Here is a 12,392-nt window from a genome sequence, read left to right on the forward strand (position 1 = left end):
ACTCGACCCGCCGTGCGGGACGATCCACGCCGGCAAAAAACGGAGCGAACCTCGTCACGCTCCGGATCGTCTACCGCGCTTCGCTGCCGACCAGCTCGTCATGCCGAAGCGAACTGCCGTTGACATTGACCGACCTCTGAGCCGTGATGCCGGTGCCGTCGAACAGAACTTCAACGGTATCGCGGAATGCGGTCTCGGGGAAAATCCAGACCATCTGCAAACGCTTGTCGTCGAGCCACGTCGCGCGCGCGACCACCGCGCTGTTATTCATCTCGTAACCGTGGTGCAGATCGCTGCCCGGCATATCGGTTCGACCTTCGATCCAATGCCCGATTCCGGCCACGATCATGTGTGCCCCGCGCGCATCGAACTGCGTGAAGGAGCATCGATCGTCCGAGCATGCGAACTGGACCGCTTCGACACCATACCGATTCGCTTCGATCTCGAAGCGTCGCGCGCCGGTCCATGCCGCCGTCGCGGATTTCCTGAGCGGCTCCTTCCAGAGAGTCGGCGCCTCTTCGTGCTGCCAGTGCGCGAGCTTTTCGATAAGCCGCTTATCGGCCGAGGCGGAAGCAGAAGCCGCGGTATCGCCATTCGTGAATGCCGCGGGAAAATGCTGTTCGATATGAGGAAAGAGCCTGAAACTGCCCTGGATCGCCCCCATCACGGCAAGCGCCGCGTTGTGCTCCGGAAATACCGTCACCATCTGCACGAATCGTCCGATTGCGCTATAGCTGCCGTCCGGCCGGGTCCACCAGTGATAACCATATTTGAAGGGCTCGCCATGCGGCTGGGTCGCCACGCGCACCCAATCTTCCGGCAGCACGCGCTGCCCGTTCCACACGCCGTCCTGAGCATGCAGCATGCCGAGCTTGAGCAGATCGACCAGCCTGGCCGAGAATCCGTTGCCGCCGGGATTGATGCCGTCCGGGCTGACGTCCCACGTTTCGCCCGTCACGCCTAGCGGTTCGAGCAGACGCGGCTTCAGATAGTCGTGCGCCAATTGACCGGTCACACGGCTCAGGATCGCCGAAAGCATGTAGCTGGCCGCGCTCGTGTACACGAAGGTCGAACCCGGTTCATGAGCGAGCGGAATCTTGAAGAATTCGGCGATCCAGCTGGTATTCAGAACGCGCCACACCGCGCCCGATGTTTCGCTTTCATGCCCGGCGCGCATGGTCAGCAAATCTTCGACCGTCATCTGCGCGAGCCAGCCTTCCACGGGACCGGCATAAAGCTCCGGAAAGAACGAGACGACTTTGTCGGTCAGCTTGAGTCGGCCCTCTGCAAGCGCGAACGCGATTGCCGACGCGACAAAGCTCTTGGTCGCCGAGTGCATGATGCGCGTGCGATCGGCCCGATAAGGCCAGCGATACCCTTCCGCCACGACGCGGCCATCACGGCTCAGCATGAAACCGTGCAGATCGAGACCCGCGGCCTCGACATCGTCGAGAAACGAGACCACGGCATCGGCATTCACGCCGGTCATGGATGGCACGGCACGCTCCAGCCCGTCGCTGAAAACATTCGACGGCGACGCTGAAGGCAGCCCATTGGAAACAGCGGTCGACTCTGGCATAGGCACCCTGATTCAATGACAAACAGACATGACACGGTCTCCCTCATCGGGGCTGACCACACGAAAAGACTGTAGCGGCGCGAACCGGATTGAGGAAGTCGCTACAGCCGATCACTATGTGTAATTCCGATCACCCCGCCGCCGCCCGGCCTGTACGCTCACGGGCATGCGATCGCGGCATCGCATCAGTCGCCGGCCTTTTCCCGGGCCGCGTTGTGAAGGTGCATCTTGAGAAAATTGGCCGCGGCCTCGCGCTGGTCGGACAGCAGAAGATCGATCAAGGTCAGGTGCTCGCGGCAACGTCTCTCCGCCTGATTGCGATCGACGGCTTTCCGATACTCCATCAGGCGACGCAACCGGTCGAGACGCCGCAGGCCATCGAGAATGAACGCATTGCCCGAGCAGGCGGCAATGGTTTCGTGCAGCCGGCTATTCGCGTCGAACAGCGCGGCGGGCGAAGCCGTGCGCACCTCACCGTTGACGAGCGCCTCCTGCTCCGCACGGCATTGCAGCAGCGCCTCGCGATCGAGCCGAAAAGTCGGCTCCAGAATGCCGGCCGATTCGATCAGCAACCGGTAGCGATAGCCCTGCCGATAGGTTTCGGCCGAAGTCAGCATCGGCAGGAACATCCAGCCGTGCCCGGGCCGCCGTTCGATCCAGCCCTCCTGCGCCATGCGGCGCAGGATCGCATTCAGTTGCGCGCGGGTCACGCCGTAACTGCGCATCAACGCGTTTTCCGTGAAGCGGTCGGCCAGCTTGCCGGCCAGCCGGTCTTCGGCGATCGCGAGATAGACCGCTTCGTCATCGCCGGCGGCGGCCATCTCACCGGCGTCGGCCGACCTGCGGAATGCCGCTTCCGAGACGGCATAGCCGCCGTCGGGATGCGCCATGACGATCTCCTGCACCGCAAGGCGCTTCAAGGCTTCCCGCACCGGCGAGCGCGACACGTTGAACTGCTCCGCGAGGGTCCGCTCGGGCAGGCGTGTCCCGGGTTCGATGCCGGCAACGCGAATGTGCTGATGAATATGTGCCGCGAGCGCATCGGCTAATGGGCGGCTCATTCTGTCGTCCAGAGTAATAGATTTGCCGGGGATTGTAGCATGCCACTATCAGGTATTTTGATTGATAAATATACCTCTCTCACCGCTTTGCCGACCGAACAGGCTTTCAATACACCTCCATGCCACTGCATATTTCTCGGGATATTCTGCGCGATAGCACCGTAGCGACCATAGAACGGGTATACCCCAGTGGTACAAATCATCTTCAAAAGACCAATCGAATGGTATATTGAAAAAACAAAATACCAAACAGATTTCATGTGCGGCAACCCGCGGCACGCACGGAAACGGAACCCTCATCGAAAGGCAAACCTTCATGTTTCGCACCTTGAATCCGGCCACCGAATCCGTCGTGGCAACGTTCGACGCCGCTTCGCCGGCCCGCATCGAACAGGCGCTCGACGACGCCGTCGCCACTCAGCGGCCGTGGTCGCAAGTGCCGATCGCGCAGCGCGCGGCAGTCGTCGCGCGCATCGGCGAAGTACTGCTGCGTCGCAAGGAAACGTTGTCGCAACTGATTACGCTGGAGATGGGCAAGCCCATCGTCGAGGCCGAAGCCGAGATCGAGAAGTCGGCCGCGACCTGCGGGTTCTATGCCGCCAACGCGGCGCAGTTCCTCGCCGACGAACCGGTCGCCAGTGCCACGGGCAGCCAGATCGTCTACGACCCGCTGGGTGTCGTGCTCGCGGTCATGCCGTGGAATTACCCGATATGGCAGTTCATCCGCTTCGCCGCGCCCGCGCTCTGCGCCGGCAACGGGATCATCCTCAAACACGCCGGCAACGTGCCGCAATGCGCGCTTGCGATCAACTCAGTATTCGCCGATGCCGGTGTGCCGCCGGGACTCGCTGCGTCCCTGCTGATCCAGCCCGAGAACGTGGCGGCACTGATTAGCGACTCGCGAATCGCCGCGGTCACGCTGACCGGCTCGACCGCGGTCGGCAAGCTCGTCGCCTCGCAAGCGGGCGCCGCCATGAAAAAGCAGGTACTCGAACTCGGCGGCTCCGATCCCTTCATCGTGCTGGCGGACGCGGATGTGGAGCGCGCCGCGCAAGCGGCCGTCAAGGCACGCTTTTCGAACACCGGTCAAAGCTGCATTTCCTCGAAGCGCTTTATCGTCGACGCAGCCGTCGCGGATCGCTTCGTCGAGTTGTTCTGTGCCGGCGTGGCTCAACTGAAAGTCGGCGCCCCCACCGATCGCAGCGTAACCATCGGGCCGCTCGCGCGCGCCAATCTTCGCGACGAGCTGCATCGCCAGGTTGAACTGAGCGTTGCCGCCGGTGCCGTGCTGAAAACCGGCGGACAGCCGCTGCCGGGCCAGGGCTTTTTCTACGCGCCGACCGTTCTCGACCACGTGACGCCCGACATGGTCGCCGCTCGCGAGGAAACCTTCGGCCCCGTTGCGGCGGTCATGCGGGTCAAGGATACCGATGCGGCCATCGCGCTGGCGAACGATACGGAGTTCGGTCTCGGCGCCGCGCTCTGGACCACCGACCTGACGCGGGCACAGCAACTCGTGCGGAAGATCGAGGCGGGCGCCGTTTTCGTCAACAGCGTGGTGGCGTCCGACGCGCGGCTGCCGTTCGGCGGCATCAAGCAGTCCGGTTACGGGCGCGAACTCGGCGCCGTCGGCATGCGTGAATTCACCAACATCAAGACCGTCTGGATCAATCCGGCTCGCTGAGCCCGATCCACCCTCAGGAGAACATCATGACGATCAAAACACCATCGGGCGCGGCCCTGCTGCGCCCCGAAGACCTGCCGCGCTACGATCGCGGCGGCGGCGCGAGCACGACGCCGCTCGTCGGCAAGAACGTCGGGTCCGCGAGCTTCATCACCGGGTACACGTCGTTCGAGCCGGGCATGGAAATCCCGTTTCACAGCCATAACTGCGAGGAAAGCGTGGTGCTGGTCGAGGGCGATGCGATCCTCGACATCGACGGGCTCGAATACCGTTTGAAGCCGCTCGATACGACCTTTATTCCGCCGAACGTGCCGCATCGCTTTCGCAACATGTCGAAGACGAATCCCATGAAGATCCTCTGGATCTACGCGCGGCTCGATGCCACCCGCACGCTCGTCGCCAGCGGCGAAACGCGCCCCGTCTCGGCCGAACATCAGACTCCCTCTCCCTGAGCGTCAACATCCGCCATGCGTATTCTCGTTTGTCCCGGCGACGGTATCGGTCCCGAAATCATCGCCGCCTCCATGACCGTTCTCGCCCAGGCCGATCGCGTGTTCGATCTGCGTTTGCAATACGACGTCGAAGACATCGGCTTCGCGAGCCTCGCAAAATACGGCACGACCCTCAGGCCGGAAGTACTCGAAAAAGCTGCCGGTTACGACGGCCTGATTCTCGGCACCATCTCGCACGCCGACTACCCGCCGCCGGACCAGGGCGGCCGCAATGTCTCGGCGGCATTCCGCTGCGATCTCGATCTGTACGCGAATATCCGCCCGGCCCGTACGCGCCCGTTTCTCAGCTCGAACCTTCGCGAAGGCAGGCAGATGGATCTCGTCATCATGCGCGAAGCGACGGAGGGGTTCTATCCCGATCGCAACATGCATCTCGGCTGGGGCGAAATGATGCCGTCGAAAGATATGGCGCTGTCGGTCCGCAAGATTACGCGCCATTGCAGCGAGCGCATCGCGCGGCGCGCTTTCGAACTGGCCATGAAGCGCAAGCGGCGCGTCACCGCGATTCATAAGGCCAACAGCTTCCACATGACCGACGGCCTGTTCCTCGAATGCGTGCGCAACGTGAGCAAGGATTTTCCGGAAGTCGAATTCGACAATCTTCTGATCGACGCCTCGACCGCGCACCTGGTGCGCTCGCCGGAACGCTTCGACGTGATCGTCGCGACGAATTTCTACGGCGACATCCTGAGCGACCTCGCGGCCGAATTGTCCGGCAGTCTCGGGCTGGCCGGCTCGGTCATGGCCGGAGAAACGCTCTGCTGCGCACAGGCCCAGCACGGTTCCGCACCCGACCTCGAAGGCAAGGACACCGCCAACCCGACGTCGATGATGCTGTCGGTCGGCATGCTGATGCGCTGGATCGGCGAACGACGCCGGCTGGCGAACTTCGTGGCAGCCGCAACGGCCATCGAAGCCGCCGTGGACGCCACCCTGGAAAACCCGCTGACTCGCACGGCGGACCTGGGCGGCACGACGGGTTGCAGCGCTTTCGGCAAGCAGGTCGCGCAAGCGCTCGCTGGCGCGTAATCAGGCCAGAGAACGTCGCTCGCCACTCGTACAGGACTGCATCAAGCAGGCAAGCGGGAGAGCCTTTCATCGGGAGCGCACGGCAACGCAAGCGGTCGTGTGCCTCGCCAGGAAAAAGACGCAGCAATAGCGGAGAACGGAAGATGCAAGTCGAATCGATCGGGCGAAACGGCGTTCACACGGCCCAGGAAGCAAGAACCGAGATACAGCGAAGTGCGCTGCGCAAGAATACGTGGCGCTTCATGCCATTGCTTCTGGTCGCGTTCATCATCAACTATCTGGACCGCACCAGCGTCGGTTACGCGGCCCTGACGATGAACTCAGACCTGCGCCTGACGCCCGCGCAGTTCGGATGGGGCGCCGGCATCCTGTTTGCCGGCTATTGTTTTTTTGAAATCCCGAGCAACCTGGCCTTGCATCACTACGGGGCCCGGCGCTGGCTCGCCCGCATCATGATTACGTGGGGACTCGCCGAAGCGGCGACCTCGCTCGTGCAAGGCCCGACCAGTTTCTACATCATGCGCTTCCTGCTCGGTGTCGCCGAGGCCGGTTTCTTTCCCGGGGTCACGCTGTTTCTTTCGTGCTGGTTCCCGCCACGGGAGCGAGTACGCGTGCAGGCGCTGTTCGCGCTCGGCATTCCGCTGTCGGCGATCATCGGCGCGCCGCTGTCGACCTCCATTCTACGGTGGGGCGGATTCGCGGGGATGCATGGCTGGCAGGCCATGTTTATCATCGAGGGCTTGCCGGCCGTGCTCGTCGGCTTCGTCGTGTATGCCGTCCTGCGGAACAAGCCGGAAGACGCCCACTGGCTGACACCGGACGAGCGGACCGAACTCGCCCAGATGCTCAATGAAGGCACGGGTCAGCACATCAAGAAAGACCTGACCTCCGCCTTGAAGGACCCGCGCGTTCTCATGCTGGCGGCCATTCAGTGCGGCTTCGTGCTGGGCGGCTATGGGGTGGGAGTGTGGCTGCCGCAAATCCTGCGGGGCCACGGCCTGCGGCTGTCGGAAATCGGCCTGCTCGCCACCATCCCGCCGCTCGCCTCCGCCTGCGTCCTGCTGACCTGGTCCTATGTCGTCACGCTCAGGGGAAGGCCCGTGACGAACCTCGCGATCATGTGCCTGATCGGCGGCATCGGCCTCGCACTGGCGGCGCACTTCAACTCGCTGGGGGTCGTCATGCTGGGCATCACCCTGACCTCCGCGTCGACCATCTCGGCCGTCGGCATTCTCTGGACGATCCCCACCACCTTCCTGAGCGAGCGGGCCGCGGCGGGCGGACTCGCATTCATCAATTCGATCGGGACACTCGGCGGCTTTGCGGGGCCGTACATCATCGGCATACTCAAAGAGACGACCGGTGCTTTCTCGGCCGGCATATGGGCAATGTCGGTTTTCCTGTTCGTCTCGGCGATTCTCGCCGCCGTCCTCGTGCGCCTCGTCGAGAGCAAGTAAATCGCGCCCGCTCCGATCGGCCTGATGATTCCCTACCCATTCCCATGCGCCTCGCCTACGACTTCAGAACCAGTAGTTTTCGAACAGCGGCAGAACTCGACGCATGGCATCGGCAAAGTTCCGAGCCGGCTCTCGACCCCGATCTGCCGATCGTCGATTGTCATCATCATCTTTGGCAGCGCAAGAACGGAGACTATCTCGTCGACGACTTTCTCGCGGACCTGACGACCGGCCACCATATTCGAGCGACCGTTTTCGTGGAAGGCGGCACCTCCTATTGCGAGCATGCAAGTCCGGCGTTGCGCCCCGTCGGAGAAACGCGGTTTGCGGTGGCATCCGCGCTCGCGGCGCCCGCGCGATGGCGTAACGCAATCTGCGCCGGCATTGTCGCGAGAGCCGACATGATGCTGGGCGACCAGGTGGTGCCGGTGCTGGAAGCGCAGCATGAAGCAGCGGCAGGCCGCTTGCGGGGCATCCGTTTCCCGATCCGCTGGGATGCAGCCGGCATCGGCATGTGGGGACAGACGTACGCGCAAGGACGCAGCACCGACCGATCCTTTCGCGCGGCATTCCGTCACCTTCGCGCGTTCGACCTGAGTTTCGATGCGTTCGTCTATCACCATCAGTTGAACGAAATCGCCGCTCTGGCGGGAAGTTTTCCCGAGACCCGCATCATCGTGAACCACGTCGGCGGTCCCTTGGGCGTCGGTCCTTACGAGGGCCAACGCGATGCCGTCTTTGCCGAATGGAAGTCGGGGCTCGCACAAGTCGCCGCGCATTCGAACGTGTATATGAAGCTGGGCGGACTCGGCATGCTATACACCGGCTTTCCATTCCATCTGAACGCGGTGCCCCCCGGCTCGGAAGTACTCGCACGCTCCTGGGCCCCGTATGTTCACGAATGTCTGGAAGCGTTCGGTGTGACTCGCTGCATGTTCGAAAGCAATTTCCCCGTGGACCAGCAGAGCGCGAGCTACGGTGTCGTCTGGAATGCATTCAAGCGCTTGACCGCGCGATGCTCGCCTGACGAGAAACGCGCGTTGTTTAGCGCAACGGCGGCCCACGCCTACCGTCTTGCGCTGAGTTGATTCGATTCATGCACTCAGAATTTATAGGAACTGGTCAAGAAAACCAGGCGGCCCGGATTGAGCGTGACGAAATCTACGTAGTACACAGCGTCCTGGTAAAGCGTGCGATTAAAGACGTTCTTGATGCCAAGAATGGTCGACCAGTTTTTGGTTTGATAATGCACATTCAGATCGGTCTGCATCTGCCCGGGAATCTTGTACACCAGCGGTTGCACCGGTATCTCGTAGCTGCTGCGCGCCTGCAGGCCGATGCCGGCCCCCCATCCCCGCAGATGCTCGGACTGCAGATCGTAGCTCAGCCACAGGCCGCCCATATGACGCACGGGTGGAGTATTGTTTGTCGGTAACTGCTGCCCAGTGGTGTACGTATAGTTGAACGTCAGGTTCAAGCCGGGCAGTACCTGGCCCGCCACATTTATTTCGGCACCCCGATAGGCTTCATTTTCCGCCGGACGGTATCCGCTGGGAGATCCCGGTGCCGGATAGAACGTATTTGACATTGCGGTCCGAAATACGTCGGCCGTGACACTCAGTTGATCGTCGAGCAGATTGAGCTTGACGCCGGCCTCTACCGAACGCCCCAGTGCCGGCGGCACGAGCACGCCCTGAATCAGAGGACTGAATGTATTGGGAACGAAACTCCGGAAGGTGTTGGCGAAGACGGACACATCATCGCTCAACTGATACAGCACACCGATATTAGGCAACCAGGCCGATTGCGCCGGCTGACTGTTCGACCAGGAGGTTCCGCGCGCGAGACTCGCCAATACGCGCAGTCGCCCCCAGCTCATCTGGTCTTGCAGATACAGGTTGTTGAAGTACTGCCTTGAACTGATGTTGTAGAAATCCCCTGCGACCGGCGGGAGTGTCGGCGAAGGAAAAGGGGCGAGGACCCCGGAGGCGATTTCATTGATATTCGTCCGGTAAATCTGGTACTCCCCCCCGAACATCAGGCTATTCTTGACGGCGCCGATCTGGAATGCCGTTTTTATATGATTATCAGTTTCAATCGAAGATGAACTGGTGGTGTATGTCCCGCCCGAATAGGGCATTGATGTCAGGTCGTATCCGAAGGGGAAATAATTATTTTCACTCCAGTCATTGATATTCTGATACTGCGTCCGGCTCTCGACTTCCCAGTCATGCCCCAGTTTCTGTTTGATGTCATAAAACAGCGTGTCGGATTTAATGAACTGGTTGTCCGGAGGGGTAGCACGCGCGTCGAGTCGAAGCGGCCCATCCGGGCCGACAAAAGTAATGGCCGTGGCCGGGAGGTTCTGGGCCTGATGCTGATAGCCGACAACGATGTCCGTCCCCCCCGATTTCCAGCCCAGCGTCGGCGCCACATAGAACGTCCGGTTACCATCGTATCCGCCATAGCTTTCACCAGAACGCTCACCTGACACCACCAGCCGGTAGGTCAGATGGTTATCCGGCGTCAGTGGCCCGCCCAGATCGACTGCGCCCAGCCAGTCCCCATACGATCCCGTCTGAACGGTTAATTCGCGAACCGGGTCCGCGGTCGGCTGCTTCGTCACGATATTGACCACGCCGCCCGGATACATGACGCCGGCCACGATCGAATCCGCGCCCTTGATCACCTCGATCCGCTCGATACCGGCCATGGGAATCGAAAGCGCGGTCTGGTTCCCGCTGACGTCATTGATTCCGTTTCTCATGACATTGGCCGTGAAACCTCTGGAAATAACGGCCGCACTATTTCCCTGAGACTGGCTCACGATCGGCAAGCCGGCCATCTCGAGTGCGTCCAGAACCGATTGCGTCTGGTGGCTTTTGAGTTGATCCGCCGTAATCACCTGGATCGACTGCGGCGTTTCGCTAATCGGCGTGTCGGTACGCGTAGCGGTATTGCTCGAATACGCGAGGAAGCCCGTGTTATCCGAGGGGACATTGCCCGTTACCGTAATCGCCGGCAACACCGTAGCGGCATCCGTGGCACCCGTTGCCGCCTGTTTTGACGACGCCGAGATGACCCATGTCCCCTCCTGCTTCTGTTCGGCTTTGAGATTCGTGCCTTTGAGCAGTTGATCCAGCGCGTCATGGATACTCAGCGTGCCCGACACCGCCGGCGCCATGCGATTTGCCACCGATGCGTCCGACGCAAGAATGTTAACTTTGCCTTGCAGGGAGAGCTTCGCCAGTGCTTCCGACAAGGGCAATGCCGGCAAATCTATTTTCACCGTTTGCGCATTCGCATATCCACTCGCAACCGACAGACAAGCCACGGCGACATAGTGCTTCCATGTTGTTTTTCTCGACGTCTGTTGCTTCATGGTTTTCTTGTAGCGTGTTTGAAAATTCACCACCTCAGCGACGAACCCGAGCGTTGCCGCCTTGTCCGTCAACGCCAGGCGATCGTATCCCCCTCGACAAACACCTGCCTCCCTTGCGGCCGGTGCCGTCTGACGATCCCGAGGTTCTTTTTCCACGTCCCGCATTTAAACCACATCCGGGAACAATTTTCAAATGCGCTACAGGAAAAATGGCGCCTTGATTCGCATCAAGGCGCCATTTTTATCGGCTTCGGCGGCCACGCGCTAAAGCCGATGCATCTTGCCGGTCTATCTATTTGCTGGAAGGAACGGCGCCTGCCGCACCGCCTTCGCCGCGCGCAGCGGCTGCCTGCCGCCGCTCCTCGCTCTCGAGCCTGAACGCGCGCCGCCCCGTGCGCGTGCCCACGACCAGCACGAACGACAGCACGGTCGTACCGACCAGATAAGCCGGCGGAACGAACCGGGCATCGGTAAAGCGCGAGACCACCGAGATATAGAACGGCGCGAGCCCGCCAAACAGCATCACGCCGATGTTGTAGGAGATCGCCACGCCCGTCGAGCGGCCCTGCACCGTGAAGAGCCTCACCAGCATGCCCGGATGCGCGGCGCCTTGCAGCGTCACGAACAGAATGCCGACCAGTTGCACGAGTATCAGCCGCGTCGCCGTGGGCGTGGCCAGCAGGAACCAGAACAGCGGGAACACGCAGATCAGCCAACTGCCGATAAAGAAGCAGAACACCCGGTACGGTCCGACACGATCGGCCAGCGCGCCGAATACCGGCGACAGCACGCACGAGATGATGCTCGTGACGAACACCGCCTGCAGCGAGGAACTGATCGGCAGATGCAGCTGGCTTTGCGCGTAGTGCGGCAGGTACGCATGCCACACATAGAGCAGCGACGTGCCGCCCATGATGATGCCGATCGCGCAAACGAGCGCGTCGCCATTCTCGCCGACGAAGTCGCGTATGCGGCGACCGAGCGGCAGACGCGCGACGGCATTCGCCTGCATCTGACGGAACTCCGCCGACTCCCCGACGCTATGCCGGATGTAGAAACCGAACGGCCCGACCAGCGCGCCGACCAGGAACGGCAGGCGCCAGCCCCAGGCCAGCATGGCCTCGTGCGACAGATGCCGCGACAGCAGATAGCTGCACCCCGAAGACAGGATGGCCGCGATTCCCCACGTCAGCATGTTGAAACTGCCGTAGAACATCTTCTTGCCCGGCGGCGCCATTTCGTAAATCGTCACTGACGAAAGCGCGAACTGCGCGCCGACCGCGAAGCCCTGCACCAGCCGCCCGGCCACCACCAGCAGCGGCGCGGCGATCCCGATCGCGGCATAGCCCGGCGTCAAGCCGAGCAGCAGCGAACCGACCGACATCGCCACCATGATCATCGACAATGCCTTGACCCGGCCGGCCCGGTCCGCGTACATGCCCATCACGGCGCCGCCGATGGGCCGCACCAGAAAGCCGACGGCAAACGTCGCGAACGTGAGCAACAAGGATTCGGCGCGACTGACGCCGACGAAGAACGTCTGTGCGATCAGCGTCGAAAAGTAGCCGTACACCATGAAGTCGAACCATTCGAGCATGCCGCCGACTATGGTCGATACGATGACTTTCCGGAGCTTGCTGGTTTCGCTGTTTTTATCATTGGTCATATGACGGGCCTCCACCGTGCAT

Annotated in this window: 9 protein-coding genes; 5 read left to right on the plus strand and 4 right to left on the minus strand. The window is 61.7% G+C overall.

Going from position 1 to position 12,392, the window contains the following annotated elements; translation table 11 throughout:
* Positions 1 to 70 precede the first annotated feature (70 nt).
* Together G3N58_RS20350 and G3N58_RS34530 are read right to left on the minus strand one after the other, a co-directional pair.
* Positions 71 to 1,489 carry a serine hydrolase gene (locus G3N58_RS20350; RefSeq protein WP_240162838.1) on the minus strand — a complete coding sequence of 473 codons (1,419 nt, stop codon included), beginning with the start codon at positions 1,487 to 1,489 and terminating at the stop codon, positions 71 to 73.
* A 275-nt stretch (positions 1,490 to 1,764) separates the two neighbouring features.
* The gene (locus G3N58_RS34530) at positions 1,765 to 2,640 is read right to left on the minus strand and encodes a GntR family transcriptional regulator (RefSeq protein WP_167284207.1); all 876 of its coding nucleotides are present in this window, start codon (positions 2,638 to 2,640) and stop codon (positions 1,765 to 1,767) included.
* A 316-nt stretch (positions 2,641 to 2,956) separates the two neighbouring features.
* On the opposite strand from G3N58_RS34530, the gene G3N58_RS20360 reads away from it, so the two are divergent.
* The 5 genes from G3N58_RS20360 (at position 2,957) to G3N58_RS20380 (ending at position 8,410) form a co-directional block, all read left to right on the plus strand.
* The gene (locus G3N58_RS20360; RefSeq protein WP_206000039.1) at positions 2,957 to 4,324 is read left to right on the plus strand and encodes an NAD-dependent succinate-semialdehyde dehydrogenase; all 1,368 of its coding nucleotides are present in this window, start codon (positions 2,957 to 2,959) and stop codon (positions 4,322 to 4,324) included.
* Between the two features lie 26 nt (positions 4,325 to 4,350).
* Positions 4,351 to 4,776, plus strand: a complete 426-nt coding sequence (locus tag G3N58_RS20365; RefSeq protein ID WP_167048900.1) for a cupin domain-containing protein — start codon at positions 4,351 to 4,353, stop codon at positions 4,774 to 4,776.
* Between the two features lie 15 nt (positions 4,777 to 4,791).
* On the plus strand, positions 4,792 to 5,865 hold the full coding sequence (locus G3N58_RS20370; RefSeq protein ID WP_206000040.1) for an isocitrate/isopropylmalate dehydrogenase family protein: 1,074 nt from the start codon (positions 4,792 to 4,794) through the stop codon (positions 5,863 to 5,865).
* Between the two features lie 143 nt (positions 5,866 to 6,008).
* Positions 6,009 to 7,322, plus strand: coding sequence for an MFS transporter (locus G3N58_RS20375; RefSeq protein ID WP_206000041.1), 1,314 nt, complete (start codon positions 6,009 to 6,011; stop codon positions 7,320 to 7,322).
* Positions 7,247 to 8,410: an amidohydrolase family protein gene (locus tag G3N58_RS20380; protein WP_206000042.1), complete on the plus strand. Its 1,164-nt coding sequence runs from the start codon at positions 7,247 to 7,249 to the stop codon at positions 8,408 to 8,410. The genes G3N58_RS20375 and G3N58_RS20380 overlap by 76 nt, the downstream gene beginning before the upstream one ends.
* A 14-nt stretch (positions 8,411 to 8,424) precedes the next feature.
* On the opposite strand, the gene G3N58_RS20385 is transcribed toward G3N58_RS20380, so the two are convergent.
* Positions 8,425 to 10,869, minus strand: coding sequence for a TonB-dependent receptor (locus tag G3N58_RS20385; RefSeq protein WP_206000043.1), 2,445 nt, complete (start codon positions 10,867 to 10,869; stop codon positions 8,425 to 8,427).
* Between the two features lie 127 nt (positions 10,870 to 10,996).
* Complete coding sequence (locus G3N58_RS20390; protein WP_206000044.1) at positions 10,997 to 12,370, minus strand: MFS transporter; 1,374 nt, start codon at positions 12,368 to 12,370, stop codon at positions 10,997 to 10,999.
* Between the last annotated feature and the right edge of the window lie 22 nt (positions 12,371 to 12,392).

Origin of the sequence: Paraburkholderia sp. Ac-20342 (assembly GCF_017104985.1) — a bacterium.
In the GTDB taxonomy this organism is placed as follows: Bacteria; Pseudomonadota; Gammaproteobacteria; order Burkholderiales; family Burkholderiaceae; genus Paraburkholderia.

Bases quoted from the DNA above. Each gene is read 5' to 3' on its own strand.
- G3N58_RS20370 (WP_206000040.1), top strand. From the start codon at position 4,792: ATGCGTATTCTCGTTTGTCCCGGCGACGGTATCGGTCCCGAAATCATC.
- G3N58_RS20380 (WP_206000042.1), top strand. From the start codon at position 7,247: ATGGGCAATGTCGGTTTTCCTGTTCGTCTCGGCGATTCTCGCCGCCGT.
- G3N58_RS20350 (WP_240162838.1), bottom strand. From the start codon at position 1,489: ATGACCGGCGTGAATGCCGATGCCGTGGTCTCGTTTCTCGACGATGTC.
- G3N58_RS20385 (WP_206000043.1), bottom strand. From the start codon at position 10,869: ATGCGGGACGTGGAAAAAGAACCTCGGGATCGTCAGACGGCACCGGCC.
- G3N58_RS20365 (WP_167048900.1), top strand. From the start codon at position 4,351: ATGACGATCAAAACACCATCGGGCGCGGCCCTGCTGCGCCCCGAAGAC.
- G3N58_RS20375 (WP_206000041.1), top strand. From the start codon at position 6,009: ATGCAAGTCGAATCGATCGGGCGAAACGGCGTTCACACGGCCCAGGAA.
- G3N58_RS20390 (WP_206000044.1), bottom strand. From the start codon at position 12,370: ATGACCAATGATAAAAACAGCGAAACCAGCAAGCTCCGGAAAGTCATC.
- G3N58_RS34530 (WP_167284207.1), bottom strand. From the start codon at position 2,640: ATGAGCCGCCCATTAGCCGATGCGCTCGCGGCACATATTCATCAGCAC.
- G3N58_RS20360 (WP_206000039.1), top strand. From the start codon at position 2,957: ATGTTTCGCACCTTGAATCCGGCCACCGAATCCGTCGTGGCAACGTTC.